The following is a 25,516-nucleotide window of genomic DNA, read 5'->3' as shown; positions in this document are numbered from 1 at the left end:
GAGGATGTTATGGAAAAAATCACATTAACCATGCCCGCCAGCCGCGCGTTAAGCGGTAAGGCGCTGGCAGGGGTTGTCGGTTCCGGGGATATGGAGGTGCTTTTCGCCGCCGAACCGGGCCAGACCTTAACCATTGATATCACCACTTCCGTTGACAACAGCCGCGGTCGCTGGGAAGCCCTGTTTACCCGCCTGCAAACCGTCAGCAGCCTGCCCGCAGGCAAACTGACCATTCACGACTTCGGCGCGACGCCGGGCGTGGCGCGCATTCGTATCGAACAGGTTTTTGAGGGGGTGAGCCATGCGTGATGACAGCAGCTTTATCGAACTAAAAGCACGCCAGCGTGCGCAGGCGCTGCTGGATGACGGCAGCTACCGTGAACTGCTGGATCCGTTTGAAGGCATTATTTCTCCGTGGCTGGGGCCGCAGGGTATCGTGCCGCAGGCCGATGACGGCATGGTAGTGGCGAAAGGGACCATTAACGGTCAGCCTGCCGTGGTGGTTGCCATCGAAGGCGCGTTCCAGGGCGGCAGTATGGGTGAAGTCTCCGGGGCCAAAATGGCGGCGGCGCTGGAGCTGGCGGCAGAAGATAACCGTAACGGCATCCCGACTCAGGCGGTGCTGTGCCTCGAAACCGGTGGCGTGCGCTTGCAGGAAGCCAACCTTGGCCTGGCGGCGATTGCCGATATCCACGCGGCGATTGTCGATCTGCGTCGCTACACCCCGGTGATTGGCATTGTGGCCGGGACCGTGGGCTGCTTCGGCGGGATGTCCATCGCCGCAGCGCTGTGCAGTTATCTGATTGTGACCCGCGAAGCGCGTCTTGGCCTGAACGGTCCGCAGGTTATCGAGCAGGAGGCGGGGATTGAAGAGTACGACTCCCGCGACCGTCCGTTTATCTGGAGCATGACCGGCGGCGAAGTGCGCTATCAAAGCGGGCTGGTGGATGCGTTAGTCGGCGACGGCGTGAACGCAGTGAAAGCGGCAATGAACGACGCAATAGCGAAAGGCGTGCCGGCGAAACACCGTACTGATAACTACGACGATTACCTGAACCGTCTGACGCATTTCGACACCCGCAAACAGGCGGATGCCGAACAGATTAACGCGCTTTTTGCCCGGGAGGTGAAATGATGAGTAATGCAATGAGCCGTGGCGAACGCTGGCTGGAAATCCTCGCCCCGAACGTCAAACGTCTGGAAGGGCTGTGCCCGTCCGTGCAGGCGGCAGAGGGTGAGATCAACGGTGAAGCGGTGCATTTCATCGCTGTGGTCCCGGATGCCAACAACCACTATCCGCGCGCAGCAAAAGGCGAAGTTGGCCTGCTTGAAGGCTGGACGCTGGCAAAAGTGGTCAGCGAAACCGTTGCCGCCGATGCCGATAACGCCGTTAAGCGTCCGATTGTGGCGGTGATTGATGTCCCCAGTCAGGCCTATGGTCGTCGTGAAGAGGCGTTTGGTATCCACCAGGCGCTGGCTGGTGCCGCTGCGGCTTACGCTAATGCGCGCCTGGCCGGTCATCCGGTGATTGGCCTGATTGTCGGCAAGGCGATGTCCGGCGCGTTTCTGGCGCACGGCTACCAGGCTAACCGCCTGATCGCCTTCAACGACAACGGGGTGCTGATCCACGCGATGGGTAAAGAATCTGCGGCGCGTATCACCCTGCGTACCGTAGAGGCGCTGGAAAAACTGGCGGCGACCATTCCGCCGATGGCATATGACATCAGTAACTATGCCACCCTGGGGCTGCTGGAAAACCTGCTGGATATCAGCAACCCGGATGCGCCATCCGCTAACGATCTGACGCTGGTGAACACCACGCTGCACCAGGCCATCAATGACGCTCGTCAGGATACCTCACTCAAAAACCGTCTGGGTGCTGACAACCGCCGCAGTTCTGCTCTTGTGCGCGAACGCATGAAAGCAAGCTGGTAAGAAAAAAGAGACCTGCCAGATGTAACACCCCGTGGGCGCACCTGCTGCGCCCGCGCGGGTGACTGCATCTGAAAAATAATAATCATCGCGACAGTGCTTAAACTTCTTATTACAGGTGATTTTATGACTTATGTAATCGTTCATGCCCTCGCACCGATCTTCATCATCATGCTGCTGGGCTTCTGGGCAGGCAAAGCCAAAATGGTTGATAACAAAAATGTCTCACTGCTGAACATTTTTGTTATGGATTTCGCTTTACCGGCGACGCTGTTCAGCGCCACTGTGCAAACTCCCTGGGCGGGCATTGTTGCCCAGTCACCGCTGATTCTGGTACTGACGCTGGCGATGTGGGTGACCTATGCCGCCATCTACTTTCTTGCGACAAAAGTCTTCAGGAAGTCGCCGCAGGATGCTGCCGTGCTGACACTGACCGTGGCGCTGCCTAACTATGCTGCTCTCGGCTTGCCGATTCTGGGCAGCGTACTGGGTGAAGGGGCTTCAACGTCGCTCTCCGTGGCGGTCTCCATCGCCTGTGGTTCCGTGCTGATGACCCCGTTCTGCCTGTTGATCCTTGAACGTGAAAAAGCCCGCGCCGAAGGGGCAGACACCGGCTCCACTCTGGCAATGCTGCCGGTACTGATGTGGCGTTCGCTGAAAAAACCGATTGTGATGGGGCCGCTGCTGGGTGTCATTCTCTCAGCGATTGGCATCAACATGCCGGAACTGCTGCTGGCAGCCATTAAACCACTGGGGCTGTCCGCTACCGCAGCGGCGCTGTTCCTGACCGGGGTGATTCTGTCGGCCCGTAAGCTGCAAATCAACACTATGGTGATGACCTCCACCATCGCTAAACTACTGATTCAGCCGCTGATTGCCTGGGGCATTGTGCTGGTCTTCGGTCTGCACGGTAGCGTTGCGATCACCGCTATTCTGATGATTGCGCTGTCTGCGGGTTTCTTTGGCGTGGTGTTTGGTAACCGTTTTGGCGTGCAGTCGCCGGATGCGGAAGCGGTGCTGCTGTTAAGTTCGGTACTGTGTATTCTGTCGCTGCCGCTGTTTATCTCGCTGACTTCAGGAATGTAATCATGACCTCAACACCACGCCCACACGATCTGCTCTGGCTGACCACCCCCGATGCACTGGAAGACATTAGCGACCCCTGGGTGGCAAAGGCATGGCATATCGGGCTACCGGTGGTGGTGCGGCGTGATGTTGATGCTAACGGGCGCATCCCCGTGGGGGTGCGCGGCCTGAAACGCGACCAGCGTGCGGCGGGGTGGGTTCACCCTGGAAATGTCGCACGTGTGGTCTCCCCTGAGCAACTGGCGGTTGAAGATGACCTGCTGCGCTCACCCTTTATCACCCAGCCGCCGGTTCAGGTGGCAGTACAGCTTTCCCGTCAGGCCTGGCCGTGGTCATGGGGCATTACCGGCAGCACGGGCTATGCGCTGGCAACCGGTATTCCGGTGATTCATGCCGACAGCGATCTGGATTTGATTATCCGTGCGCCGCTTCCGCTCTCGGTTACCGATGTGCTGTTCTGGCAGTCGCAGCTCAACCGCGTCCTGTGCCGTGTAGATACCCAGGTGGATACCCCTGAGGGTGGTTTTGCGCTGGCAGAGTGGCTGCGCGACGGGAAAACCTTGCTGAAAACAGCCCAGGGGCCACGGCTGGTGAGCGACCCCTGGTGCCAGGAAACATAAGGGAGGCATCAATGAAAATTCTGTTTACCTTTCCGGGACAGGGCACCCAGCACCCCGGAATGTTACACAACCTGCCGGGTACGGAACTGACGCAGGCATGTGAAGTGTTAGGGGTAAAAGCGGAGGCCCTGGATTCAGCAGAGGCCCTGCACCACACCCGCGCCGTGCAGTTGTCTCTGCTCATTGCCGGTGTGGCCTGGGCGCGTGAGCTGATGCGTCGCGGCGTGTCGCCGGATATCGTCAGCGGCCTGTCGATTGGGGCATACCCGGCGGCGGTGATTGCCGGTGCGCTTGATTTCGCCGATGCGCTGAAACTGGTGGCCCTGCGTGGTGATCTGATGGAGCAGGCCTACCCCCACGGTTATGGGCTGACGGCAATCATGGGTCTGACGCTGACGCAGGTGGAAACGCTGCTGGAAGGAAGCGGGGCTTATGTGGCTAATCTCAATGCCGAAACGCAGATTGTGATTGCAGGCCGCGATGAGGATATGGCGCGCGTGGGTGATAAGGCGCTGGCGAAAGGGGCAAACAAAGTCCGCCGTCTCGACGTGAGCGTCCCTTCCCACTGCGAGCTGCTGACTGAACCGGCGCAGAAACTGGCGGCGGCGTTTGCAAACGTGAACCTTAATCGACCGACCCGGGCCTATCTCAGCGGCAGTACCGGGCGCGTATTGTGGCAACCGGAAAAGATTGCCGAGGATCTGGCGATGAACATGGCGCGCACGGTTCGCTGGCAGGAGGCGGTGGTGGCCGCGAACGAGCGTGAGGCCAGACTCGCCATTGAGATGCCTCCCGGTGGCGTGCTGACCTGTCTGACACGGCAGGCGCAGTGGGTCGGCGAGTCAATTGCGCTGGAGCGTAGCGGCGTGGAGGTGGCGCTGCACCTGGCGCAGCGGCTTACCGCGTAACGCCATCAGGTCGCTGAATGAAACCTGCGGGCGTACATGCGTCCTTCTGCGGCGAGCGCCAGCAGGTTCGGGTCATGTTCGCGATTGCGGGCGAAGACAATCGCTATCTGCTGCTGCATCTGGTAAGGCGTGGCGAGGGTTAATAGCTGCACTGAATTTTCATAGGCTCTCTTCATGCGCCCCGGCATCAGTGAAAAACCAATGCCTGCCTGTACCAGACTCAGCATCGAGAAGATATCGTTAACCCGGGTGACGATTTCCGGTTCAAAACCGGCAATATGAAAAGCGTCCTGAAAACCGGCGTACGTGGCAAAACCTTCCGCAAGCGAGACGAACTTCTCGTGGCGATAATCGCGCAGGTCGGCGGGCTTTGCGGTGTCCAGCGAGGCAGACGCGGGGGCGGCTAAATAAATTTCATCATGGAACAGCGGCAGCACTTCAAGATTTGACCTGTCGATCTCGGTTTCAGAAACAGAGATCAAAATCGCGTCCAGCGATCCTTCATCAAGCTTGTGCAGCAGGGTGTCGTTGGACCCCATCGTCAAATCCATCTCCAGGTCCGGACGGCGCAGCTTCATACCCATAATGAGCTGCGGGACGGTTTCCAGCGTCAGGGAGTAGAGGGTGCCAACCCGTAATCGCCCCTGCCCGATACCCGCCATTTTCCGCGCTTCCGTCAGGCCCCGCTCCATGATTTGCGTGGCTTCCTGGCAATATTCCAGCAGCGTCCAGGCGGCAGGCAGAGGCAACAAATTCCGTCCTTTATGGGTAAATAATGGACAGCGGACATTCTCTTCCAGGGTGTGCAATGCACGGTGTACGCTTACGCCGCTCAGGTTGAGCGCTTCCGCGGCTCGCGCAATATTACCTTTCTCCATAAAGGCCATGAAAATCGCGAGCTTGCGAAAGGTAATGTCACTGGTGATGTCGGGGTTCATCTCAGCCTGCCTTAAGGTTAGTCGGCTTGCAGCATCGCCTCAAGCTGTTCCTGTGCTTCCAGCCAGGCCATTTCGCACTCTTCCAGACCGGCTTTGGCTTTCGCCTGCTGTTGCAGACACTCGGTGAGTTCAGCTTTGCGGCTTTGATCGTACAGGCCGCTGTCGCCCAGTTTCTCTTCGGCCTGCGCGAGCTGTGCGTTAAGTTTCTCCATCTCTTTTTCAAGACGGGTTATCTCTTTACGCAATGGCTGCGTTTGGGTGCGAAGCTCTGCTTCACGCCGCTTCTGATCTTTACGTGACTGGGCGCTGTTGGCGTTATCTTTTACGGCATCGGTAGGCTGGTTTTCGTGCTTTTGCAGGTCGCTCAGCCACTGCTGGTAGTCTTCCAGGTCGCCATCAAAGGCTTCAACTTTGCCGTCATGCACGAGGTAGAGATCGTCAGTGGTGGAGCGCAGCAGATGACGATCGTGCGACACCACAACCAGCGCGCCTTCAAATTCAATCAATGCTTCGGTCAATGCCTGACGCATATCAAGATCGAGGTGGTTGGTAGGTTCATCCAGCAGCAGCAGGTTCGGACGCTGCCAGACGATGAGCGCCAGCACCAGACGCGCTTTTTCGCCACCGGAGAAGCGACGGGTCTCTTCCGTGACTTTATCGCCCCTGAAGCCAAAACCACCGAGATAATCGCGCAGCTTCTGCTCGAGCTCCTGCGGGGCCATGCGTGCTAAATGTTGCAGTGGAGACTCATCGGCACGTAAAAATTCAAGCTGATGCTGGGCGAAATAGCCCAGTTTGATCCCTTTGGCTAACCCGATATCGCCGCTAAACGGCGCCAGTTCACCCGCCAACAGTTTAATCAGCGTCGATTTACCCGCGCCGTTACGTCCCAGCAGGCCGATACGTGAACCGGGGACCAGGTTGAGTTTGATGGAATCCAGAATGACGCGATCGCCATAGCCCGCGCTGATTTTTTCCATCTTCAGCAGTGGGTTCGGCAGGCTTTCCGGCGCACGGAAGCTAAAATGGAACGGATTATCCACGTGCGCGGGGGCAATCATCTCCATACGTTCCAGCATCTTGATACGGCTCTGGGCCTGCTTCGCTTTGCTGGCTTTGGCTTTGAAGCGGTCAATAAAGCTTTGCAGATGCGCCACGCGCTCCTGCTGACTTTCAAACATTGCCTGCTGTTGGGCCAGCCGCGTCGAGCGTTGACGCTCAAAGGAGCTGTAATTGCCGGTGTACTCGAACATCGTTTCCTGTTCGATGTGAATGATTTTGTCCACTACCGGGTCAAGGAAGTCGCGGTCATGGGAGATAAGAATCAGCGTTCCCTGATAGCTTTTCAGCCATTTTTCCAGCCAGATAACCGCGTCAAGGTCGAGGTGGTTCGTGGGTTCATCGAGCAGCAGTAAGTCTGAGCGGCAGACGAGCGCCTGCGCCAGGTTAAGGCGCATGCGCCAGCCACCGGAAAAGTCGCTGACCGGACGCTCCAGTTGTTCATTGGAGAACCCCAGTCCGTGCAGCAGGCTGGAGGCGCGGGAGCGTATCGTCCAGGCATCAATAGCGTCGAGTTTGCCGTGGACGGTGGCAATGGCGTGACCATCGTTACGTTCGTTGGCGGCGTTCAGTTCGGCCTCAAGGCGGCGATACTCACGGTCGCCGTCTATGACGTAATCCAGCGCAGGCAGGGGCAGGGCAGGCGTTTCCTGATTCACCCAGGCCAGTTGCCAGTTATTAGGGAAAGTGAAACTGCCGCCGTCGGCGCTCAGCTCGTTCTTCAAAAGCGCCAGCAGCGTGGATTTGCCGCAGCCGTTTTTGCCGACCAGGCCGACTTTTTGCCCTGGGTTAATGGTGGCTGTGGCGTTATCCAGCAGGACACGTACACCGCGACGAATTTGTAACGAGGAGAAAACAATCATAAGGCGCCGTATGTTCAGACTATGTTAATTTGTCATTATGATAATGTAAGGTATGGGCGAATTGCCCCACCGGGCCCGCAATGGTAGCCCAAAACAAAGAATTTACACAAAATCATTCTGGCGGCATTACCCACGCCACGAAAATGATCTGTTTTATACCCGGGAGGGGGATGATGTCCCAGACAGCGAAGGTACTGCTGCTGTATGCCCATCCGGAATCACAGGACTCGGTGGCTAACCGGGTTTTGCTTAAGCCGGCAACGCAACTGCACAATGTCACCGTGCATGACCTCTATGCACAGTATCCAGACTTTTTTATTGACATCCCACGGGAGCAAGCCTTACTGCGGGAGCACGAGGTCATCGTGTTTCAGCATCCGCTTTATACTTACAGTTGCCCGGCACTGCTGAAAGAGTGGCTCGATCGCGTGCTTACCCGTGAATTCGCCAGTGGCCCCGGAGGGAGTCAACTCGCGGGAAAGTACTGGCGAAGTGTTATTACGACCGGCGAGCCTGAAACAGCGTACCGCTATGACGGGCTTAACCGCTATCCGCTGAGTGACATACTGCGTCCCTTTGAGCTCACCGCCGCCATGTGCCGTATGCACTGGATGAGTCCGATTGTGGTCTACTGGGCACGCAGACAGTCACCACCGGAGCTGGCCAATCATGCCAGGGCTTACGCCGACTGGCTGGCCTCACCCGTAATGACGGGAGGCCTTTAATGGAAGGTTCAGATTTACTGCTGGCCGGCGTCCTGTTTCTCTTCGCCGCCGTGGTGGCAGTCCCGCTTGCGGCCCGGCTCGGTATTGGTGCGGTGCTTGGCTACCTGCTGGCAGGGATTGCTATTGGTCCCTGGGGCTTAGGTTTTATCAGTGATGTAGATGAGATCCTGCACTTCTCTGAACTGGGTGTCGTCTTTCTGATGTTTATCATCGGGCTGGAGCTGAATCCTTCCAAACTCTGGTCGTTAAGACGTTCTATCTTTGGCGTCGGGGCAGCACAGGTTTTACTCAGTGCCGCTATTCTGGCGGGGCTGTTGATGCTGACGCAGTTCTCCTGGCAAGCGGCGGTGATTGGCGGTATTGGGCTGGCGATGTCCTCTACGGCGATGGCGTTGCAACTGATGCGGGATAAAGGCATGAACCGCAATGAGTCCGGGCAATTGGGCTTCTCGGTGCTCCTGTTCCAGGATCTGGCGGTGATCCCGGCACTGGCGCTGGTGCCATTGCTTGCCGGTAATGGCGACGAGCATCCTGACTGGATCAAAATCGGTATGAAGGTGCTGGCCTTTGCCGTGATGCTCGTGGGCGGCCGTTATCTGCTGCGCCCGGTGTTTCGCTATATTGCAGGATCCGGCGTGCGGGAAGTCTTTACCGCTGCAACGCTGCTGCTGGTGCTGGGCTCTGCGTTGTTTATGGATGCGCTGGGGCTGTCGATGGCGCTGGGCACTTTCATCGCCGGTATTCTGCTGGCGGAAAGTGAGTATCGGCACGAGCTTGAAACCGCCATCGATCCTTTTAAAGGGCTGCTGCTCGGCCTCTTTTTCATCTCGGTAGGCATGGCGCTTAACCTGGGCGTGCTCTATACCCATTTATTGTGGGTGCTGATGAGCGTGGCGGTGCTGGTGGTGGTGAAAACAGGGGTGCTGTATGTACTGGCTCGCCTGTACGGCCTTCGTAGCGCTGAGCGAATGCAGTTTGCCGGGGTGTTGAGCCAGGGGGGAGAGTTTGCTTTCGTGCTTTTCTCTTCGGCCTCTTCACAGCGCCTGTTTCATGACGATCAGATGGCACTGCTGCTGGTGACGGTCACCTTGTCGATGATGACCACTCCCCTCCTGATGAAGCTGATTGACCGGCTGCTTTCACGCCAGTTCAACACCGCCGAAGATGAAGATGAAGCGCCGTGGGTGGAGGACGATCAACCGCAGGTGATTGTGGTGGGGTTTGGTCGATTCGGGCAGGTCATCAGTCGCTTACTGATGGCCAATAAGATGCGCATCACTGTACTGGAGCGCGACATCAGTGCCGTTAATCTGATGCGTAAGTATGGTTATAAGGTCTATTACGGGGATGCCACGCAGCTGGAGCTTCTGCGTTCAGCCGGTGCGCAGGCGGCTCAGTCCATTGTCATCACCTGTAATGAGCCTGAGGATACGATGAGGGTGGTGGAGCTCTGTCAGCAGCATTTTCCTCATCTTAACATCATGGCGCGTGCCCGGGGGCGTGTAGAAGCTCACGAGCTATTACAACGGGGCGTCACTCAGTTCTCGCGCGAAACCTTCTCGAGTGCGCTGGAACTTGGACGCAAGACGCTGATTTCGCTGGGAGTCCATCCCCATCAGGCGCATCGTGCGCAGTTGCATTTCCGCCGTCTGGATATGCGTATGCTGCGTGAGTTGATGCCGGTACATACCGATACGTCGCAGATTTCCCGCGTCAGGGAAGCACGACGCGAGCTGGAAGAGATTTTCCAGCGTGAAATGCAACAGGAACGTCGTCAGCTGGATGGGTGGGACGAGTTCGAGTAAGGGGAAATGTATGGCAATTCGTAAACGTTTTATTGCCGGGGCGGTCTGTCCGTCCTGCAACGCGCAAGACACAATGGCGATGTGGCGCGAAAATAATGTTGATATTGTTGAGTGTGTTAAGTGTGGTCATCAGATGCGTGAAGCGGATAAAAATGCACGCGATCATGTTCGCAAAGAGGAACAAGTTATCGGGATCTTTCATCCCGACTAGCGATATACCCAGAGTTTTTTTAAGCTAAAGGGTACACGGGTGCGGATTTCCGATACAATCTGCGCCAGCAATTTTCCCACGCTCAGGAGATATCATGAAAGTAGCAAAAGACCTGGTGGTCAGCCTGGCCTATCAGGTACGTACAGAAGACGGTGTATTGGTTGATGAGTCTCCGGTGAGTGCGCCGCTGGACTATCTGCACGGTCACGGTTCCCTGATTTCCGGCCTGGAAAACGCGCTGGATGGTCATGAAGTTGGCGACAAATTTGACGTTGCTGTAGGTGCAAACGACGCTTACGGTCAATATGACGAGAACCTGGTGCAGCGCGTTCCTAAAGACGTGTTCATGGGCGTTGACGAACTGCAGGTTGGCATGCGCTTCCTGGCAGAAACCGACCAGGGCCCGGTACCGGTAGAAATCACCGAAGTTGAAGATGATCACGTTGTGGTTGATGGTAACCACATGCTGGCGGGCCAGAACCTGAAATTCAACGTTGAAGTCGTGGCAATCCGCGAAGCAACGGAAGAAGAGCTGGCTCACGGTCACGTGCATGGCGCTCATGGCCACGATCACGATCATGACCACGGTCACGATGGTTGCTGCGGTGGACACGGTCATGACCACGATCACGACCACGGCCATAGCCACGGTAAAGGTGGTTGCGGCGGCAACGGCGGCTGCGGTTGCCACTAATCTTCCGGTCTGTCTGACGGTTGATAATAAAAAAGCGGGATATCCCGCTTTTTTTACGTCTCAATAATGGGGCGGTGGGGTCTCTTCAGACGGCGAGGCAAGATGTGACGGCTGACTGGCTTGCAATTTTTCTGTCACCAGGCGCATGAGATCGCGCAGTTTCGCCATCTCAAGCTCGTGGGCGATAACCGTCTGATTAAGCTCTTCAATGGTCATTTCCTGAAAGGCCAGTCGACTTTCCAGTTCTGCCAGACGCGCTTCCAGTGTTAAATCTTGCATACTTCACCTCATTCAATTTCTGGCGCGATTACCGCTGGAGCGGCGGATTTTACTGAACTTTCTCATCATCTGCAGCATTAAGCGGGGTGGGCGAAACTAATTTAAACAAAAATAGTCTGAAAACTGTCGAATTCAGGGGGCGTCCTTATGTTGATTTGTCCCGCAACGTTTTATAGTACGTTCCTCATTTACGTTTAAAACCTGGGGCGAGAGGCCCCGGCCCTGGAGAAATGGATGAAATCACTGTTTAAAGTCACGCTGTTGGCGACCACAATGGCCGTTGCACTGAATGCGCCGCTTGCCTTTGCTGCTGAAACGGCAACTAAAGAGGCTCCAGCAGCCGCCGCTGACGCCAAATCGACCTTTAAAAATGACGACCAGAAATCAGCATATGCACTGGGTGCGTCTTTGGGCCGTTACATGGAAAACTCTCTTAAAGAACAAGAAAAGCTCGGTATCAAACTGGATAAAGCTCAGCTGATCGCAGGTGTTCAGGATGCCTTTGCTGATAAGAGCAAACTCACTGACCAGGAAATTGAGCAGACACTGCAAGCTTTTGAAACCCGCGTGAAGACCTCTGCGCAGGAAAAAATGGAAAAAGATGCAGTTGAGAACGAAACCAAAGGGAAAGCCTACCGTGAAGCCTTTGCCAAAGAAAAAGGCGCGAAAACCTCTTCTACTGGCCTGGTCTATCAGGTAGAGAAAGAGGGAACGGGTGAAGCACCGAAAGATAGCGATACCGTGGTAGTTAACTACAAAGGTACGCTGATCGACGGTAAAGAGTTTGATAACTCTTACACCCGTGGTGAGCCGCTCTCCTTCCGTCTTGATGGTGTTATCCCGGGCTGGACTGAAGGCCTGAAAAACATCAAGAAAGGCGGAAAAATCAAGCTGGCTATCCCGCCAGACCTGGCTTACGGTAAAAACGGCGTTCCGGGCATTCCGGCCAACTCTACGCTGGTCTTTGACGTAGAACTGCTGGATATTAAGCCGGCACCAAAAGCCGATGCGGCGCCAGCCGCGCCAGCCGCCCCGGCGGGTGATAAAGCTGCCGATGCGGCCAAAAAATAACAGTGATGAAAACCGCCGCCTTAAGGGCGGCGGTTTTTTTTATTGCAGTAAGGATATAATTCTGGAAAGCGTCACCTACGCTGTATTAATTTAGTTCTTCGTGTTTATGTCGAGCCTGCCCTGAAAACTTAACGACAGGCTCCTGAAAAGGAGTGTTTTTTTTCATGTCCAGGTCGCTTTTAACCAACGAAACCAGTGAACTTGATTTACTGGATCAACGTCCTTTCGATCAGACTGACTTCGATATTTTGAAATCTTACGAAGCAGTGGTGGACGGGTTAGCGATGCTCATTGGTTCTCACTGTGAAATCGTTTTGCACTCCCTGCAGGATCTGAAATGTTCCGCCATTCGTATTGCCAACGGCGAACACACCGGGCGTAAAATCGGCTCGCCGATTACCGACCTTGCATTGCGTATGCTGCATGATATGACCGGTGCGGACAGTAGCGTCTCAAAATGTTACTTCACGCGCGCGAAAAGCGGCGTCTTAATGAAATCCGTGACTATTGCTATCCGCAATCGTGATCATCGTGTCATTGGGCTGTTGTGTATCAACATGAACCTTGACGTGCCATTCTCACAAATCATGAATACGTTTATTCCGCCAGAAACTCCGGACCCCGGCTCAGCCGTTAACTTTGCCTCCTCAGTTGAGGATCTGGTGACGCAGACGCTGGAATTTACCATTGAAGAAGTCAATGCCGACCGCAACGTATCTAACAATGCGAAAAATCGTCAAATCGTTCTGAACCTGTATGAGAAAGGGATTTTCGACATTAAAGATGCAATAAACCAGGTTGCGGATCGGTTGAACATTTCTAAACACACGGTGTATCTCTATATCCGTCAGTTCAAAAGCGGTGATTTTTCCGGGCAGGAGCGTTAATGCGTTTTGCTCTTATGGTCACCGGTCCGGCTTATGGCAGCCAGCAGGCCAGTAGCGCTTATCAGTTTGCCCGCGCGGTGCTGGATAGCGGCCATGAGCTGGAGAGTATCTTTTTCTATCAGGAGGGCGTCAGCAATGCTAATGCGCTGACCTCCCCTGCCAGCGATGAGTTTGATTTGGTTCGCGCCTGGCAACGCCTGAACCACGACCACCAGGTTGCCTTGCATATCTGCGTGGCCGCTGCGCTGCGCAGAGGTGTGACCGACGAGAATGAGGCGAAGCAACAGGGCCTTCCGGCAGCTAACCTGCAGGCGGGGTTTTTGCTCTCCGGGCTGGGGGCATTGGCTGAGGCTGCGTTAACCTGCGATCGCATGGTGCAATTCTAATGAAACGTATTGCGTTTATCTTTACTTCTGCGCCGCACGGAACGACTGCCGGACGAGAGGGCCTGGATGCCTTAATGGCAACGTCTGCCTTCACCGAGGATATCGGCGTATTTTTCATGGGTGATGGTGTTTTTCAGGTGGTTGCGGGTCAGCAACCCGGCGCCATTCTGGCGCGCGATTACATCGCTACCTTTAAAGTTCTTCCTCTGTATGACATCGAAGCGTGCTGGGTTTGTCAGGCATCCATGCGTGAGCGCGGCCTGAATGAGGCGACGCCGTTTGTGTTACCAGTGCAGCGCCTGGAACCTGACGCACTGCGTAACAAACTGAACGATTACGATGTCGTGATGACGTTTTGAGGCGTTTATGTTGCACACTCTGGCTCATTCGCCCTGGCAATGTGATATGACGACATTGCTGCGCACCCTGCGAGAAGGGGATGATCTCTTATTGCTCTCTGACGGCGTGATCGCAGCACTGGAAGGAGGGCGCTACCTTGAGTTACTGCGTAATGCCCCCATAACGGTGCATGTACTTGGTGAAGATGTTGACGCGCGCGGCCTGTCTGGTCAAATTTCGAGCAGCGCCGTCAGGGTTAGCTATACTGACTTCGTTGGTTTGACGCTAAAACATGAGACCCAGATGCGTTGGTGACCCGGGATCGCTGTATATTTCTTGACACCTTTTGAGCACAGCCATAAAATTCTGCGTCCTCATATTATATGAGGTCGTTTTATTACGTGTTTACGAAGCAAAAGCTAAAACCAGGAGCTATTTAATGGCAACAGTTAACCAGCTGGTACGCAAACCACGTGCACGCAAAGTTGCGAAAAGCAACGTGCCTGCGCTGGAAGCATGCCCGCAAAAACGTGGCGTATGTACTCGTGTATATACTACCACTCCTAAAAAACCGAACTCCGCACTGCGTAAAGTATGTCGTGTTCGTTTGACCAACGGTTTTGAAGTGACTTCCTACATCGGTGGTGAAGGTCACAACCTGCAGGAGCACTCCGTGATCCTGATCCGTGGCGGTCGTGTAAAAGACCTCCCGGGTGTTCGTTACCACACCGTTCGTGGTGCGCTTGACTGCTCCGGTGTTAAAGACCGTAAGCAATCACGCTCCAAGTATGGCGTGAAACGTCCTAAGGCTTAATGGTTCTCCGTTAAGTAAGGCCAAACGTTTTATATTAATGTCAAACTAAACTCTTTGAGTTTTGGACAATCCTGAATTAACAACGGAGTATTTCCATGCCACGTCGTCGCGTCATTGGTCAGCGTAAAATTCTGCCGGATCCTAAGTTCGGATCAGAACTGCTGGCTAAATTTGTAAATATCCTGATGGTAGATGGTAAAAAATCTACTGCAGAAGCAATCGTATACAGCGCGCTGGAGACCCTGGCTCAGCGTTCTGGAAAAAATGAACTGGAAGCGTTCGAAGTTGCTCTCGACAACGTTCGCCCGACTGTAGAAGTTAAATCCCGCCGTGTAGGTGGTTCTACTTATCAGGTTCCAGTTGAAGTTCGTCCGGTTCGTCGTAATGCCCTGGCAATGCGTTGGATCGTTGAAGCTGCTCGTAAACGCGGTGATAAATCCATGGCTCTGCGCCTGGCGAACGAACTTTCTGACGCTGCAGATAACAAAGGTACTGCAGTTAAGAAACGTGAAGACGTTCACCGTATGGCAGAAGCCAACAAGGCGTTCGCACACTACCGTTGGTAATCCCTTCGGAGTCATAGTCACCAGGCGGGCGCTTCAGATGAGGCGCCCGTTCTGGGTAACTTAACTGAACGCCTAATGCAATAAACGAGGAATAAAATGGCTCGTACAACACCTATCGCACGCTACCGTAACATCGGTATCAGTGCGCACATCGACGCCGGTAAAACCACGACTACCGAACGTATTCTGTTCTACACCGGTGTTAACCACAAAATCGGTGAAGTTCACGACGGCGCCGCTACCATGGACTGGATGGAACAGGAGCAGGAACGTGGTATTACCATCACTTCCGCTGCGACTACTGCCTTCTGGTCTGGTATGGCCAAACAGTATGAACCGCATCGCGTAAACATCATCGACACCCCAGGGCACGTTGACTTCACCATCGAAGTTGAACGTTCCATGCGTGTTCTTGACGGCGCGGTAATGGTTTACTGCGCAGTTGGTGGTGTTCAGCCGCAGTCTGAGACCGTATGGCGTCAGGCAAACAAATATAAAGTTCCACGTATCGCGTTCGTTAACAAAATGGACCGTATGGGTGCGAACTTCCTGAAAGTTGTTGGTCAGATCAAATCCCGTCTGGGCGCGAACCCTGTTCCGCTGCAGCTGGCAATTGGTGCTGAAGAAGGTTTCACCGGTGTTATCGACCTGGTGAAAATGAAAGCCATCAACTGGAACGAAGCCGATCAGGGCGTTACCTTCGAATACGAAGATATCCCGGCTGACATGCAGGACCTGGCTGACGAATGGCACCAGAACCTGATCGAGTCCGCTGCTGAAGCCTCTGAAGAGCTGATGGAAAAATACCTGGGCGGCGAAGAGCTGACCGAGGAAGAAATCAAGAAAGCGCTGCGTCAGCGCGTTCTGAACAACGAAATCATTCTGGTTACCTGTGGTTCTGCGTTTAAAAACAAAGGCGTACAGGCAATGCTGGATGCGGTAATTGATTACCTGCCAGCACCGACCGACGTACCGGCAATCAACGGTATGCTGGATGATGGTAAAGATACTCCGGCTGAGCGTCATGCCAGCGATGATGAACCTTTCTCTGCACTGGCGTTCAAAATCGCAACTGACCCGTTCGTGGGTAACCTGACCTTCTTCCGCGTTTACTCCGGTGTGGTTAACTCTGGTGATACCGTACTGAACTCCGTGAAAGCTGCACGTGAGCGTTTCGGTCGTATCGTTCAGATGCACGCTAACAAACGTGAAGAGATCAAAGAAGTTCGTGCGGGCGACATCGCTGCTGCAATCGGTCTGAAAGACGTGACTACTGGTGACACCCTGTGTAACCCGGATCACCCGATCATTCTGGAGCGTATGGAATTCCCTGAGCCGGTAATCTCCATCGCAGTAGAACCGAAAACCAAAGCTGACCAGGAAAAAATGGGTCTGGCTCTGGGCCGTCTGGCGAAAGAAGACCCGTCATTCCGCGTATGGACTGATGAAGAATCTAACCAGACTATCATCGCTGGTATGGGTGAACTTCACCTGGATATCATCGTTGACCGTATGAAACGTGAATTCAACGTCGAAGCTAACGTAGGTAAACCGCAGGTTGCTTACCGTGAAGCGATTCGTCAGAAAGTTACCGATGTTGAAGGTAAACACGCTAAGCAGTCTGGTGGTCGTGGTCAGTATGGTCACGTTGTGATCGACATGTACCCGCTGGAGCCGGGCTCAAATCCGAAAGGTTACGAGTTCGTCAACGACATCAAAGGTGGTGTAATTCCTGGCGAATACATCCCTGCCGTTGATAAAGGTATCCAGGAGCAGCTGAAGTCTGGTCCGCTGGCTGGTTATCCGGTTGTAGACATGGGTATTCGTCTGCACTTCGGTTCTTACCATGACGTTGACTCCTCTGAACTGGCGTTTAAACTGGCCGCTTCTATCGCCTTTAAAGAAGGCTTTAAGAAAGCGAAACCAGTTCTGCTTGAGCCGATCATGAAGGTTGAAGTAGAGACTCCGGAAGAGAACACCGGTGACGTGATTGGTGACTTGAGCCGTCGTCGCGGTATGCTGCGCGGTCAGGAATCCGAAGTAACTGGCGTTAAGATCCACGCTGAAGTTCCGCTGTCTGAAATGTTCGGATATGCAACTCAGCTGCGTTCTCTGACCAAAGGTCGTGCATCCTATACTATGGAATTCCTGAAGTATGATGATGCGCCGAACAACGTTGCTCAGGCCGTAATCGAAGCCCGTGGTAAATAAGCCGCAGGGTTAAAACCAAAAGTCCCGTGTCCCCTCAGAGAGGGGGCACTATAGTAAGGAATATAGCCGTGTCTAAAGAAAAATTTGAACGTACAAAACCGCACGTCAACGTCGGTACTATCGGCCACGTTGACCATGGTAAAACTACCCTGACTGCTGCAATCACTACCGTTCTGTCCAAAACCTACGGTGGCCAGGCTCGTGCATTCGATCAGATCGATAACGCGCCGGAAGAAAAAGCACGTGGTATCACCATCAACACCTCTCACGTTGAATACGATACCGAAATCCGTCACTACGCTCACGTAGACTGCCCGGGCCACGCCGACTATGTTAAAAACATGATCACCGGTGCTGCGCAGATGGACGGCGCGATCCTGGTTGTTGCTGCGACTGACGGCCCGATGCCGCAGACCCGTGAGCACATCCTGCTGGGTCGTCAGGTAGGCGTTCCTTACATCATCGTGTTCCTGAACAAATGCGACATGGTTGATGACGAAGAGCTGCTGGAACTGGTAGAAATGGAAGTTCGTGAACTTCTGTCTCAGTACGATTTCCCGGGCGACGACACGCCTATCGTTCGTGGTTCTGCACTGAAAGCGCTGGAAGGCGAAGCAGAGTGGGAAGCGAAAATCATCGAACTGGCTGGCTACCTGGATTCTTACATCCCGGAACCAGAGCGTGCGATTGACAAGCCGTTCCTGCTGCCGATCGAAGACGTATTCTCCATCTCCGGTCGTGGTACCGTTGTTACTGGTCGTGTAGAGCGCGGTATCATCAAAGTAGGCGAAGAAGTAGAAATCGTTGGTATCAAAGACACTGCCAAGTCTACCTGTACTGGCGTTGAAATGTTCCGCAAACTGCTGGACGAAGGCCGTGCGGGTGAGAACGTAGGTGTTCTGCTGCGTGGTATCAAACGTGAAGAGATCGAACGTGGTCAGGTACTGGCTAAGCCGGGCACCATCAAGCCGCACACCCAGTTCGAATCTGAAGTGTACATTCTGTCCAAAGACGAAGGCGGCCGTCATACTCCGTTCTTCAAAGGCTACCGTCCGCAGTTCTACTTCCGTACAACTGACGTGACTGGCACCATCGAACTGCCGGAAGGCGTTGAGATGGTAATGCCGGGCGACAACATCAAAATGGTTGTAACCCTGATCCACCCGATCGCGATGGACGATGGTCTGCGTTTCGCAATCCGTGAAGGCGGCCGTACTGTAGGTGCGGGCGTGGTAGCAAAAGTTATCGCTTAATCGGCGTTAATGAAAAAAGGGCGCTTTGGCGCCCTTTTTTATTTGTGCAGCGCAGTAAAAAGCCATTCTTACATCAGCGCTTACGATTCTCGTGGCGCTTTATGTTTGCTCCCTATTGAAATCATAATTATTCTCATTTACACTTTGTGTATTAATTGAGCGGGAGTAATCATGTACGTTTGTTTGTGTAATGGTGTGAGCGATAAAAAAATTCGCCAGGCAGTACGCCAGTTTCATCCTCAATCTTTTCAGCAACTGCGTAAGTTCATTCCCGTGGGAAATCAATGTGGTAAATGCGTCAGAGCTGCACGAGAAATAATGCAGGATGAATTGCTACAGATCCCGGAATATAAAGAAACTGCCTGAGTCGGCCGCTTTTTTTTGACATCCCTGTAGCCCGTTCTACGCTTCAATGAGTGGAAGCGGAGGGACTACATAATGAAAGGTGATGTCAAAGTAATAAATTATCTCAATAAGTTATTGGGAAATGAGCTTGTTGCAATCAATCAATACTTTCTCCATGCGAGAATGTTCAAGAACTGGGGCCTGATGCGCCTCAACGATGTTGAGTACCATGAATCCATTGATGAAATGAAACACGCCGATAAATACATTGAGCGTATTCTATTTCTTGAGGGTATCCCGAATCTGCAGGACCTTGGCAAGCTGGGCATTGGTGAAGATGTTGAGGAAATGCTGCAATCCGATCTTCGCCTTGAACTTGAAGGTGCCAGAGACTTGCGTGAGGCCATTGCATATTCCGACAGCGTCCATGACTATGTCAGCCGCGATATGATGATTGAAATCCTTGCTGACGAAGAAGGGCATATCGACTGGCTGGAAACCGAGCTGGAACTGATTAGCAAAATTGGTCTGCAGAACTACCTGCAATCACAAATTAAAGTTGAGAGCTAAGCAGGTCGCGAAACAGTTCCTGATAACCCGTAATTAAACCCGCGCCAGCCAGAAATGGCCCAAATGGTAGCGGGTTTTTTAATACCTGCTCTCGGAGAGAAGTCAGACAGGCGAGGCACGTTAGTGCACAGGCAAGCGAGGCGGCGATAAATACCAGCAGACCTAATGGCTGCCATCCGTGCCACGCACCGAGCGCTGCCAAAAATTTTACGTCACCATAACCGAGACCTTCGAATCCGCGCATCAGTCGGTGGCCCCAGTAAATTGCGGCGAAGCCCAGGTAACCTGCGATTGCTCCCCAGATTTTCTCCGGCAGTACCTCAACGTGTAACGTACTGGCGCAGGCAAGCCCACACCAAAGAAGCGGGCAAGTAAATCTGTCCGGCAGCAACCCATAGCGGAGATCCTGCCATACCAACAACCCGTTCAAGAGAGCATAGAGCGTTAAAAATAGTGCTGCCGTAGCCATGAGTCCCCCTTATCTGTTACATCACTAAGGTTCAACGAAAGAAAAGGGGGAGTAAAATCACTCTTTCACAGATTACGCATCTGCTTCAGAGGAAAAGCCGGACACGGAGCGGGATGACATTAATTTTGTGCACCCTGCCGAAGTCGTGTTTAATTTGTGCACTGCTCTTGCGTTAAGTCCAGATTTACGTATAATGCGCGGGCTTGTCGTAATTGACGGCTGGTTCGATAAGAACCCTGGTAGCGCTTTTGGCTATCTACAATGCTCCCAATTGGGGGGCTACGTAAGAACGATTACACTCCCCCATCAATCGTAATGGGTGTGGGTAGTAATTATTTTCGTCTATAAAATAATTGGAGCTCTGGTCTCATGCAGAACCAAAGAATCCGTATCCGCCTTAAAGCGTTTGATCATCGTCTGATCGATCAATCAACTGCGGAAATCGTCGAGACTGCTAAGCGCACTGGTGCGCAAGTCCGTGGTCCGATCCCGCTGCCAACTCGCAAAGAGCGCTTTACCGTTCTGATCTCCCCGCACGTCAACAAAGACGCGCGTGATCAGTACGAAATTCGCACTCATAAGCGTCTGGTTGACATCGTTGAGCCAACTGAGAAAACCGTTGATGCTCTGATGCGTCTGGATCTGGCTGCCGGTGTAGACGTGCAGATCAGCCTGGGTTAATCAGGTCATCGAGCGATTGAGAGGTTGATACAATGATTGGTTTAGTCGGTAAAAAAGTGGGTATGACCCGCATCTTCACTGAAGATGGCGTTTCTATCCCAGTAACCGTAATCGAAGTTGAAGCAAACCGCGTTACTCAGGTTAAAGATCTGGCTAACGATGGCTACCGTGCCATCCAGGTGACCACCGGTGCTAAAAAAGCTAACCGCGTGACCAAACCGGAAGCGGGTCACTTCGCTAAAGCTGGCGTTGAAGCTGGTCGTGGTCTGTGGGAATTCCGTCTTGCTGACGGTGAAGAGTTCTCCGTAGGTCAGGACATTAGCGTTGAGCTGTTTGCTGAAGTTAAAAAAGTTGACGTAACTGGCACCTCTAAAGGTAAAGGTTTCGCCGGTACCGTTAAGCGCTGGAACTTCCGTACCCAGGACGCTACTCACGGTAACTCCTTGTCTCACCGCGTTCCGGGTTCTATCGGTCAGAACCAGACTCCGGGCAAAGTGTTCAAAGGCAAGAAAATGGCAGGTCAGCTGGGCAACGAACGTGTAACTGTTCAGAGCCTGGACGTAGTACGTGTTGACGCTGAGCGCAACCTGCTGCTGGTTAAAGGTGCGGTCCCGGGTGCAACCGGTAGCGACCTGATCGTTAAACCAGCTGTGAAGGCGTAAGGGGATAGCAATGGAATTAGTATTGAAAGACGCGCAGAGCGCGCTGACTGTTTCCGAAACTACCTTCGGTCGTGATTTCAACGAAGCGCTGGTTCACCAGGTTGTTGTTGCTTATGCAGCTGGTGCTCGTCAGGGTACTCGTGCTCAGAAGACTCGTGCTGAAGTAACTGGTTCCGGCAAAAAGCCGTGGCGCCAGAAAGGCACCGGCCGTGCGCGTTCAGGTTCTATCAAGAGCCCGATCTGGCGTTCAGGCGGCGTGACCTTCGCTGCGCGTCCGCAGGACCACAGTCAAAAAGTTAACAAAAAGATGTACCGCGGCGCGCTGAAAAGCATTCTGTCCGAGCTGGTACGTCAGGATCGTCTGATCGTTGTCGAATCTTTCTCTGTAGAAGCGCCTAAAACTAAGCTGCTGGCACAGAAACTGAAAGACATGGCTCTGGAAGATGTGCTGATCATCACCGGTGAGCTGGACGAAAACCTGTTCCTGGCTGCGCGCAACCTGCACAAGGTTGACGTACGCGATGCAACTGGTATCGACCCGGTTAGCCTGATCGCCTTCGACAAAGTCGTAATGACTGCTGATGCTGTTAAGCAAGTTGAGGAGATGCTGGCATGATTCGTGAAGAACGTCTGCTGAAGGTGCTTCGCGCACCGCACGTTTCTGAAAAAGCGTCTGCTGCGATGGAAAAAACAAATACCATCGTTCTCAAAGTTGCTAAAGACGCGACCAAAGCAGAAATCAAAGCTGCTGTGCAGAAACTGTTTGAAGTCGAAGTCGAAGTCGTTAACACCCTGGTAGTTAAAGGGAAAGTTAAACGTCACGGACAGCGTATCGGTCGTCGTAGCGACTGGAAAAAAGCTTACGTCACCCTTAAAGAAGGCCAGAATCTGGACTTCGTTGGCGGCGCTGAGTAAGTCGGAGGAGTAATACAATGGCAGTTGTTAAATGTAAACCGACATCTCCGGGTCGTCGCCACGTTGTTAAAGTGGTTAACCCTGAGCTGCACAAGGGCAAACCGTTTGCTCCGTTGCTGGAAAAAAACAGCAAATCCGGTGGTCGTAACAACAATGGCCGTATCACCACTCGTCATATCGGTGGTGGCCACAAGCAGGCTTACCGTCTTGTTGACTTCAAACGCAACAAAGATGGTATCCCGGCAGTTGTTGAGCGCCTTGAGTACGATCCGAACCGTTCCGCGAACATCGCGCTGGTTCTGTACAAAGATGGCGAACGCCGTTACATCCTGGCCCCTAAAGGCCTGAAAGCTGGCGACCAGATTCAGTCTGGCGTTGATGCTGCAATCAAAGCAGGCAACACCCTGCCGATGCGCAATATCCCGGTTGGTTCTACCGTTCATAACGTAGAAATGAAACCAGGTAAAGGCGGTCAGCTGGCACGTTCCGCTGGTACTTACGTTCAGATCGTTGCGCGTGATGGTGCTTATGTCACCCTGCGTCTGCGTTCTGGTGAAATGCGTAAAGTCGAAGCAGACTGCCGCGCTACTTTGGGCGAAGTTGGCAATGCTGAGCATATGCTGCGCGTTCTGGGTAAAGCTGGTGCTGCACGCTGGCGTGGTGTTCGTCCTACCGTTCGCGGTACTGCGATGAACCCAGTCGATCACCCACATGGTGGTGGTGAAGGTCGTAACTTTGGTAAGCACCCGGTAACTCCGTGGGGCGTTCAGACCAAAGGTAAGAAGACCCGCAGCAACAAGCGTACTGATAAATTTATCGTACGTCGCCGTAGCAAATAATATTAGAGGATAAGCCATGCCACGTTCTCTCAAGAAAGGTCCATTTATTGACCTGCACTTGCTGAAGAAGGTAGAGAAAGCGGTGGAAAGCGGAGACAAGAAGCCCCTGCGCACTTGGTCCCGTCGTTCAACGATCTTTCCTAACATGATCGGTTTGACCATCGCTGTCCATAATGGTCGTCAGCACGTTCCAGTCTTTGTTTCCGATGAAATGGTCGGTCACAAACTGGGTGAATTCGCACCGACTCGTACTTATCGCGGCCACGCTGCTGATAAAAAAGCGAAGAAGAAATAAGGTAGGAGGAAGAGATGGAAACTTTAGCTCAACATCGCCATGCTCGTTCTTCTGCTCAGAAGGTTCGCCTTGTTGCTGACCTGATTCGCGGTAAGAAAGTGTCGCAGGCCCTGGACATCCTGACCTATACCAACAAGAAAGCTGCGGTATTGGTCAAGAAAGTACTGGAATCTGCCATTGCTAACGCTGAACACAACGATGGCGCTGACATTGACGATCTGAAAGTTGCGAAAATTTTCGTAGACGAAGGCCCGAGCATGAAGCGCATTATGCCGCGTGCAAAAGGTCGTGCAGATCGCATCCTGAAGCGCACCAGCCACATTACTGTGGTTGTGTCCGATCGCTGAGACTCTGGAGACTAGCAATGGGTCAGAAAGTACATCCTAATGGTATTCGCCTGGGTATTGTCAAACCATGGAACTCTACCTGGTTCGCGAACACCAAAGAATTCGCTGACAACCTGGACAGCGATTTTAAAGTACGTCAGTACCTGACAAAGGAACTGGCTAAAGCGTCCGTATCTCGTATCGTTATCGAGCGTCCGGCTAAGAGCATCCGTGTGACCATTCACACTGCTCGCCCGGGTATCGTTATCGGTAAGAAAGGCGAAGACGTAGAAAAACTGCGCAAGGTCGTAGCGGATATCGCTGGCGTTCCTGCACAGATCAATATCGCCGAAGTTCGTAAACCAGAACTTGACGCTAAATTGGTTGCTGACAGCATCACTTCTCAGCTGGAACGTCGCGTTATGTTCCGTCGTGCGATGAAGCGTGCTGTACAGAACGCAATGCGTCTTGGCGCTAAAGGTATCAAAGTTGAAGTTAGCGGCCGTCTGGGCGGCGCGGAAATCGCACGTACCGAATGGTACCGTGAAGGTCGCGTACCGTTGCACACTCTGCGTGCTGACATCGACTACAACACCTCTGAAGCGCACACCACTTACGGTGTAATCGGCGTTAAGGTATGGATCTTCAAAGGCGAGATCCTGGGTGGTATGGCTGCTGTTGAACAACCGGAAAAACCGGCTGCGCAACCGAAAAAGCAGCAGCGTAAAGGCCGTAAATAAGGAGCGTCGCTGATGTTACAACCAAAGCGTACAAAATTCCGTAAGGTGCACAAAGGCCGCAACCGTGGTCTGGCGCAGGGCACGGATGTGAGCTTCGGCACTTACGGTCTGAAAGCTGTTGGCCGTGGTCGTCTGACCGCTCGTCAGATCGAAGCAGCACGTCGTGCAATGACTCGTGCTGTTAAGCGTCAAGGTAAAATCTGGATCCGTGTATTCCCGGACAAGCCGATTACCGAGAAGCCGCTGGAAGTTCGTATGGGTAAAGGTAAAGGTAACGTGGAGTATTGGGTTGCCTTGATTCAACCGGGTAAAGTCCTGTATGAAATGGACGGCGTTCCGGAAGAGCTGGCCCGTGAAGCCTTCGAGCTGGCAGCAGCAAAACTGCCGATTAAAACCACCTTTGTAACTAAGACGGTGATGTAATGAAAGCAAACGAGCTGCGTGAAAAGAGCGTTGAAGAGCTGAACACCGAGCTGCTTAACCTGCTGCGTGAGCAGTTCAACCTGCGTATGCAGGCTGCAAGTGGCCAGCTGCAACAGACTCATCTGTTGAAGCAAGTGCGTCGTAATGTCGCACGTGTTAAGACTTTACTGACTCAGAAGGCGGGTGCGTAATGACCGATAAAATCCGTACTCTGCAAGGTCGTGTTGTTAGCGACAAAATGGAGAAATCCATTGTTGTAGCTATCGAACGTTTTGTGAAACACCCGATCTACGGTAAATTCATCAAGCGTACGACCAAACTGCACGTACATGACGAGAACAATGAATGTGGTATCGGCGACAAGGTTGAAATCCGTGAATGCCGTCCACTGTCCAAGACTAAGTCCTGGACCCTGGTTCGCGTTGTAGAGAAAGCGGTTCTGTAATACAGCACCCCCTTCTCAAAATAAATAAACGGCTCAGCAGTGAGCCGTTTATTTTTTCTACCCATATCTGAGAAGCGGTGTTATAATGCCGCGCCCCCGATATGGGGCTTTTTAACGACCCTGATTTAGAGGGTCTTCAGTAGTAGTTGACATTAGCGG

36 protein-coding genes are annotated in these 25,516 nt (G+C 53.3%); 32 read left to right on the top strand and 4 right to left on the bottom strand.

The genetic code is table 11. The features are described 5' to 3' along the window. Positions 1–9: 9 nt before the first annotated feature. The 6 genes from mdcC (at position 10) to mdcH (ending at position 4,546) form a co-directional block, all read left to right on the top strand. Positions 10–309, top strand: coding sequence for a malonate decarboxylase acyl carrier protein (gene mdcC / locus M1D91_RS21395; RefSeq protein ID WP_006177845.1), 300 nt, complete (start codon positions 10–12; stop codon positions 307–309). Further along, positions 302–1,135 (top strand): biotin-independent malonate decarboxylase subunit beta, encoded by an 834-nt coding sequence (locus M1D91_RS21390; protein WP_395304826.1) that lies wholly within the window; start codon positions 302–304, stop codon positions 1,133–1,135. Before mdcC ends, M1D91_RS21390 begins: the two co-directional genes overlap by 8 nt. Continuing rightward, the gene (mdcE, locus tag M1D91_RS21385) at positions 1,135–1,935 is read left to right on the top strand and encodes a biotin-independent malonate decarboxylase subunit gamma (protein ID WP_437432850.1); all 801 of its coding nucleotides are present in this window, start codon (positions 1,135–1,137) and stop codon (positions 1,933–1,935) included. The genes M1D91_RS21390 and mdcE overlap by 1 nt, the downstream gene beginning before the upstream one ends. A gap of 123 nt (positions 1,936–2,058) precedes the next feature. Then, positions 2,059–3,018 carry an AEC family transporter gene (locus tag M1D91_RS21380; RefSeq protein WP_437432832.1) on the top strand — a complete coding sequence of 320 codons (960 nt, stop codon included), beginning with the start codon at positions 2,059–2,061 and terminating at the stop codon, positions 3,016–3,018. A gap of 2 nt (positions 3,019–3,020) precedes the next feature. After that, the gene (locus M1D91_RS21375) at positions 3,021–3,638 is read left to right on the top strand and encodes a malonate decarboxylase holo-ACP synthase (protein ID WP_437432833.1); all 618 of its coding nucleotides are present in this window, start codon (positions 3,021–3,023) and stop codon (positions 3,636–3,638) included. 11 nt (positions 3,639–3,649) lie between these two features. Further along, the gene (mdcH, locus tag M1D91_RS21370) at positions 3,650–4,546 is read left to right on the top strand and encodes a malonate decarboxylase subunit epsilon (protein ID WP_437432834.1); all 897 of its coding nucleotides are present in this window, start codon (positions 3,650–3,652) and stop codon (positions 4,544–4,546) included. Positions 4,547–4,551: 5 nt separating this feature from the next. Here the strand turns inward: mdcH and M1D91_RS21365 are convergent, their stop codons facing one another. Both M1D91_RS21365 and M1D91_RS21360 read right to left on the bottom strand, forming a co-directional pair. After that, a complete protein-coding gene (locus M1D91_RS21365; protein ID WP_437432835.1) occupies positions 4,552–5,484 on the bottom strand; it encodes a LysR family transcriptional regulator in 933 nt (310 codons plus the stop codon). A gap of 17 nt (positions 5,485–5,501) precedes the next feature. Beyond that, on the bottom strand, positions 5,502–7,406 hold the full coding sequence (locus M1D91_RS21360; RefSeq protein WP_437432836.1) for an ABC transporter ATP-binding protein: 1,905 nt from the start codon (positions 7,404–7,406) through the stop codon (positions 5,502–5,504). A 173-nt stretch (positions 7,407–7,579) separates the two neighbouring features. On the opposite strand from M1D91_RS21360, the gene kefG reads away from it, so the two are divergent. From kefG to slyD, 4 genes are all read left to right on the top strand, one after another. Further along, complete coding sequence (kefG, locus tag M1D91_RS21355) at positions 7,580–8,131, top strand: glutathione-regulated potassium-efflux system ancillary protein KefG (protein ID WP_437432851.1); 552 nt, start codon at positions 7,580–7,582, stop codon at positions 8,129–8,131. After that, positions 8,131–9,936: a glutathione-regulated potassium-efflux system protein KefB gene (gene kefB / locus M1D91_RS21350; protein ID WP_437432837.1), complete on the top strand. Its 1,806-nt coding sequence runs from the start codon at positions 8,131–8,133 to the stop codon at positions 9,934–9,936. The genes kefG and kefB overlap by 1 nt, the downstream gene beginning before the upstream one ends. Positions 9,937–9,946: 10 nt before the next feature. Next, positions 9,947–10,147 (top strand): YheV family putative zinc ribbon protein, encoded by a 201-nt coding sequence (locus M1D91_RS21345; protein ID WP_437432838.1) that lies wholly within the window; start codon positions 9,947–9,949, stop codon positions 10,145–10,147. A gap of 94 nt (positions 10,148–10,241) precedes the next feature. After that, the gene (gene slyD, locus M1D91_RS21340) at positions 10,242–10,841 is read left to right on the top strand and encodes a peptidylprolyl isomerase (RefSeq protein WP_437432839.1); all 600 of its coding nucleotides are present in this window, start codon (positions 10,242–10,244) and stop codon (positions 10,839–10,841) included. 60 nt (positions 10,842–10,901) lie between these two features. Here the strand turns inward: slyD and M1D91_RS21335 are convergent, their stop codons facing one another. Then, complete coding sequence (locus M1D91_RS21335; RefSeq protein WP_437432840.1) at positions 10,902–11,120, bottom strand: protein SlyX; 219 nt, start codon at positions 11,118–11,120, stop codon at positions 10,902–10,904. A 234-nt stretch (positions 11,121–11,354) separates the two neighbouring features. Between M1D91_RS21335 and fkpA the strand changes: the two genes are divergently transcribed. The 11 genes from fkpA to bfr all read left to right on the top strand — a co-directional run bounded on the left by fkpA (position 11,355) and on the right by bfr (position 19,562). Beyond that, entirely contained in the window at positions 11,355–12,191 is an 837-nt protein-coding gene (gene fkpA / locus M1D91_RS21330) for an FKBP-type peptidyl-prolyl cis-trans isomerase (protein ID WP_437432841.1), read from the top strand. Positions 12,192–12,355: 164 nt separating this feature from the next. Then, positions 12,356–13,078 (top strand): helix-turn-helix transcriptional regulator, encoded by a 723-nt coding sequence (locus tag M1D91_RS21325; RefSeq protein ID WP_437432842.1) that lies wholly within the window; start codon positions 12,356–12,358, stop codon positions 13,076–13,078. Next, a complete protein-coding gene (gene tusD, locus M1D91_RS21320) occupies positions 13,078–13,464 on the top strand; it encodes a sulfurtransferase complex subunit TusD (RefSeq protein ID WP_437432843.1) in 387 nt (128 codons plus the stop codon). The genes M1D91_RS21325 and tusD overlap by 1 nt, the downstream gene beginning before the upstream one ends. Beyond that, positions 13,464–13,823 carry a sulfurtransferase complex subunit TusC gene (gene tusC / locus M1D91_RS21315; protein WP_437432844.1) on the top strand — a complete coding sequence of 120 codons (360 nt, stop codon included), beginning with the start codon at positions 13,464–13,466 and terminating at the stop codon, positions 13,821–13,823. The genes tusD and tusC overlap by 1 nt, the downstream gene beginning before the upstream one ends. Positions 13,824–13,830: 7 nt before the next feature. After that, positions 13,831–14,118: a sulfurtransferase complex subunit TusB gene (gene tusB, locus M1D91_RS21310; RefSeq protein ID WP_437432845.1), complete on the top strand. Its 288-nt coding sequence runs from the start codon at positions 13,831–13,833 to the stop codon at positions 14,116–14,118. 124 nt (positions 14,119–14,242) lie between these two features. Continuing rightward, entirely contained in the window at positions 14,243–14,617 is a 375-nt protein-coding gene (gene rpsL / locus M1D91_RS21305) for a 30S ribosomal protein S12 (protein WP_003023654.1), read from the top strand. Between the two features lie 95 nt (positions 14,618–14,712). Then, positions 14,713–15,183, top strand: a complete 471-nt coding sequence (rpsG, locus tag M1D91_RS21300; protein ID WP_004106370.1) for a 30S ribosomal protein S7 — start codon at positions 14,713–14,715, stop codon at positions 15,181–15,183. A gap of 96 nt (positions 15,184–15,279) precedes the next feature. Next, on the top strand, positions 15,280–17,394 hold the full coding sequence (fusA, locus tag M1D91_RS21295; protein ID WP_437432846.1) for an elongation factor G: 2,115 nt from the start codon (positions 15,280–15,282) through the stop codon (positions 17,392–17,394). A 68-nt stretch (positions 17,395–17,462) separates the two neighbouring features. Continuing rightward, positions 17,463–18,647, top strand: a complete 1,185-nt coding sequence (gene tuf, locus M1D91_RS21290) for an elongation factor Tu (RefSeq protein ID WP_457975828.1) — start codon at positions 17,463–17,465, stop codon at positions 18,645–18,647. Positions 18,648–18,818: 171 nt separating this feature from the next. After that, entirely contained in the window at positions 18,819–19,013 is a 195-nt protein-coding gene (bfd, locus tag M1D91_RS21285) for a bacterioferritin-associated ferredoxin (protein WP_039076808.1), read from the top strand. 72 nt (positions 19,014–19,085) lie between these two features. Continuing rightward, complete coding sequence (gene bfr / locus M1D91_RS21280; protein WP_437434302.1) at positions 19,086–19,562, top strand: bacterioferritin; 477 nt, start codon at positions 19,086–19,088, stop codon at positions 19,560–19,562. Here bfr and M1D91_RS21275 read toward each other — a convergent pair. Beyond that, positions 19,546–20,031: a prepilin peptidase gene (locus M1D91_RS21275; RefSeq protein WP_437434301.1), complete on the bottom strand. Its 486-nt coding sequence runs from the start codon at positions 20,029–20,031 to the stop codon at positions 19,546–19,548. The two genes, bfr and M1D91_RS21275, sit on opposite strands and share 17 nt — an antisense overlap. A 369-nt stretch (positions 20,032–20,400) precedes the next feature. Here M1D91_RS21275 and rpsJ point away from each other — a divergent pair, with 369 nt between their 5' ends. From rpsJ to rpsQ, 11 genes are read left to right on the top strand one after another with little or no spacing between them, the layout of a single operon-like run. Then, a complete protein-coding gene (gene rpsJ, locus M1D91_RS21270; RefSeq protein ID WP_001181005.1) occupies positions 20,401–20,712 on the top strand; it encodes a 30S ribosomal protein S10 in 312 nt (103 codons plus the stop codon). Positions 20,713–20,744: 32 nt separating this feature from the next. Further along, complete coding sequence (gene rplC, locus M1D91_RS21265; RefSeq protein ID WP_023479430.1) at positions 20,745–21,374, top strand: 50S ribosomal protein L3; 630 nt, start codon at positions 20,745–20,747, stop codon at positions 21,372–21,374. 10 nt (positions 21,375–21,384) lie between these two features. Then, entirely contained in the window at positions 21,385–21,990 is a 606-nt protein-coding gene (gene rplD, locus M1D91_RS21260; protein WP_003031119.1) for a 50S ribosomal protein L4, read from the top strand. Next, the gene (gene rplW / locus M1D91_RS21255) at positions 21,987–22,289 is read left to right on the top strand and encodes a 50S ribosomal protein L23 (protein WP_004868363.1); all 303 of its coding nucleotides are present in this window, start codon (positions 21,987–21,989) and stop codon (positions 22,287–22,289) included. Before rplD ends, rplW begins: the two co-directional genes overlap by 4 nt. A 17-nt stretch (positions 22,290–22,306) precedes the next feature. After that, positions 22,307–23,128, top strand: coding sequence for a 50S ribosomal protein L2 (rplB, locus tag M1D91_RS21250; RefSeq protein ID WP_039076813.1), 822 nt, complete (start codon positions 22,307–22,309; stop codon positions 23,126–23,128). 16 nt (positions 23,129–23,144) lie between these two features. Then, complete coding sequence (gene rpsS / locus M1D91_RS21245; protein WP_001138115.1) at positions 23,145–23,423, top strand: 30S ribosomal protein S19; 279 nt, start codon at positions 23,145–23,147, stop codon at positions 23,421–23,423. A 14-nt stretch (positions 23,424–23,437) separates the two neighbouring features. Further along, positions 23,438–23,770, top strand: a complete 333-nt coding sequence (gene rplV, locus M1D91_RS21240) for a 50S ribosomal protein L22 (RefSeq protein WP_002919773.1) — start codon at positions 23,438–23,440, stop codon at positions 23,768–23,770. Between the two features lie 17 nt (positions 23,771–23,787). Further along, the gene (gene rpsC / locus M1D91_RS21235; RefSeq protein ID WP_000529945.1) at positions 23,788–24,489 is read left to right on the top strand and encodes a 30S ribosomal protein S3; all 702 of its coding nucleotides are present in this window, start codon (positions 23,788–23,790) and stop codon (positions 24,487–24,489) included. Between the two features lie 12 nt (positions 24,490–24,501). Beyond that, entirely contained in the window at positions 24,502–24,912 is a 411-nt protein-coding gene (rplP, locus tag M1D91_RS21230) for a 50S ribosomal protein L16 (protein ID WP_007369814.1), read from the top strand. Next, positions 24,912–25,103 carry a 50S ribosomal protein L29 gene (gene rpmC, locus M1D91_RS21225; protein ID WP_097164997.1) on the top strand — a complete coding sequence of 64 codons (192 nt, stop codon included), beginning with the start codon at positions 24,912–24,914 and terminating at the stop codon, positions 25,101–25,103. Before rplP ends, rpmC begins: the two co-directional genes overlap by 1 nt. After that, positions 25,103–25,357, top strand: a complete 255-nt coding sequence (rpsQ, locus tag M1D91_RS21220; RefSeq protein WP_002438707.1) for a 30S ribosomal protein S17 — start codon at positions 25,103–25,105, stop codon at positions 25,355–25,357. Before rpmC ends, rpsQ begins: the two co-directional genes overlap by 1 nt. The last annotated feature ends 159 nt before the right edge of the window (positions 25,358–25,516 follow it).

The sequence above is a fragment of the Enterobacter sp. SA197 genome (assembly GCF_054131575.1).
Note: the sequence above shows the minus strand (reverse complement) of the source record. Positions and strands in the feature narration are given on the sequence as shown.

Bases quoted from the DNA above. Each gene is read 5' to 3' on its own strand.
- bfr (WP_437434302.1), top strand. From the start codon at position 19,086: ATGAAAGGTGATGTCAAAGTAATAAATTATCTCAATAAGTTATTGGGA.
- M1D91_RS21345 (WP_437432838.1), top strand. From the start codon at position 9,947: ATGGCAATTCGTAAACGTTTTATTGCCGGGGCGGTCTGTCCGTCCTGC.
- kefG (WP_437432851.1), top strand. From the start codon at position 7,580: ATGTCCCAGACAGCGAAGGTACTGCTGCTGTATGCCCATCCGGAATCA.
- fkpA (WP_437432841.1), top strand. From the start codon at position 11,355: ATGAAATCACTGTTTAAAGTCACGCTGTTGGCGACCACAATGGCCGTT.
- M1D91_RS21365 (WP_437432835.1), bottom strand. From the start codon at position 5,484: ATGAACCCCGACATCACCAGTGACATTACCTTTCGCAAGCTCGCGATT.
- mdcC (WP_006177845.1), top strand. From the start codon at position 10: ATGGAAAAAATCACATTAACCATGCCCGCCAGCCGCGCGTTAAGCGGT.
- rplV (WP_002919773.1), top strand. From the start codon at position 23,438: ATGGAAACTTTAGCTCAACATCGCCATGCTCGTTCTTCTGCTCAGAAG.
- fusA (WP_437432846.1), top strand. From the start codon at position 15,280: ATGGCTCGTACAACACCTATCGCACGCTACCGTAACATCGGTATCAGT.
- rplB (WP_039076813.1), top strand. From the start codon at position 22,307: ATGGCAGTTGTTAAATGTAAACCGACATCTCCGGGTCGTCGCCACGTT.
- rpsG (WP_004106370.1), top strand. From the start codon at position 14,713: ATGCCACGTCGTCGCGTCATTGGTCAGCGTAAAATTCTGCCGGATCCT.
- slyD (WP_437432839.1), top strand. From the start codon at position 10,242: ATGAAAGTAGCAAAAGACCTGGTGGTCAGCCTGGCCTATCAGGTACGT.
- kefB (WP_437432837.1), top strand. From the start codon at position 8,131: ATGGAAGGTTCAGATTTACTGCTGGCCGGCGTCCTGTTTCTCTTCGCC.
- rplC (WP_023479430.1), top strand. From the start codon at position 20,745: ATGATTGGTTTAGTCGGTAAAAAAGTGGGTATGACCCGCATCTTCACT.
- rpsS (WP_001138115.1), top strand. From the start codon at position 23,145: ATGCCACGTTCTCTCAAGAAAGGTCCATTTATTGACCTGCACTTGCTG.
- rpmC (WP_097164997.1), top strand. From the start codon at position 24,912: ATGAAAGCAAACGAGCTGCGTGAAAAGAGCGTTGAAGAGCTGAACACC.
- rpsJ (WP_001181005.1), top strand. From the start codon at position 20,401: ATGCAGAACCAAAGAATCCGTATCCGCCTTAAAGCGTTTGATCATCGT.
- M1D91_RS21390 (WP_395304826.1), top strand. From the start codon at position 302: ATGCGTGATGACAGCAGCTTTATCGAACTAAAAGCACGCCAGCGTGCG.
- tusC (WP_437432844.1), top strand. From the start codon at position 13,464: ATGAAACGTATTGCGTTTATCTTTACTTCTGCGCCGCACGGAACGACT.
- rpsC (WP_000529945.1), top strand. From the start codon at position 23,788: ATGGGTCAGAAAGTACATCCTAATGGTATTCGCCTGGGTATTGTCAAA.
- rpsL (WP_003023654.1), top strand. From the start codon at position 14,243: ATGGCAACAGTTAACCAGCTGGTACGCAAACCACGTGCACGCAAAGTT.
- M1D91_RS21360 (WP_437432836.1), bottom strand. From the start codon at position 7,406: ATGATTGTTTTCTCCTCGTTACAAATTCGTCGCGGTGTACGTGTCCTG.
- tusB (WP_437432845.1), top strand. From the start codon at position 13,831: ATGTTGCACACTCTGGCTCATTCGCCCTGGCAATGTGATATGACGACA.
- M1D91_RS21380 (WP_437432832.1), top strand. From the start codon at position 2,059: ATGACTTATGTAATCGTTCATGCCCTCGCACCGATCTTCATCATCATG.
- M1D91_RS21335 (WP_437432840.1), bottom strand. From the start codon at position 11,120: ATGCAAGATTTAACACTGGAAGCGCGTCTGGCAGAACTGGAAAGTCGA.
- M1D91_RS21275 (WP_437434301.1), bottom strand. From the start codon at position 20,031: ATGGCTACGGCAGCACTATTTTTAACGCTCTATGCTCTCTTGAACGGG.
- tusD (WP_437432843.1), top strand. From the start codon at position 13,078: ATGCGTTTTGCTCTTATGGTCACCGGTCCGGCTTATGGCAGCCAGCAG.
- mdcE (WP_437432850.1), top strand. From the start codon at position 1,135: ATGAGTAATGCAATGAGCCGTGGCGAACGCTGGCTGGAAATCCTCGCC.
- bfd (WP_039076808.1), top strand. From the start codon at position 18,819: ATGTACGTTTGTTTGTGTAATGGTGTGAGCGATAAAAAAATTCGCCAG.
- rplP (WP_007369814.1), top strand. From the start codon at position 24,502: ATGTTACAACCAAAGCGTACAAAATTCCGTAAGGTGCACAAAGGCCGC.
- rplW (WP_004868363.1), top strand. From the start codon at position 21,987: ATGATTCGTGAAGAACGTCTGCTGAAGGTGCTTCGCGCACCGCACGTT.
- rplD (WP_003031119.1), top strand. From the start codon at position 21,385: ATGGAATTAGTATTGAAAGACGCGCAGAGCGCGCTGACTGTTTCCGAA.
- rpsQ (WP_002438707.1), top strand. From the start codon at position 25,103: ATGACCGATAAAATCCGTACTCTGCAAGGTCGTGTTGTTAGCGACAAA.
- M1D91_RS21375 (WP_437432833.1), top strand. From the start codon at position 3,021: ATGACCTCAACACCACGCCCACACGATCTGCTCTGGCTGACCACCCCC.
- mdcH (WP_437432834.1), top strand. From the start codon at position 3,650: ATGAAAATTCTGTTTACCTTTCCGGGACAGGGCACCCAGCACCCCGGA.
- M1D91_RS21325 (WP_437432842.1), top strand. From the start codon at position 12,356: ATGTCCAGGTCGCTTTTAACCAACGAAACCAGTGAACTTGATTTACTG.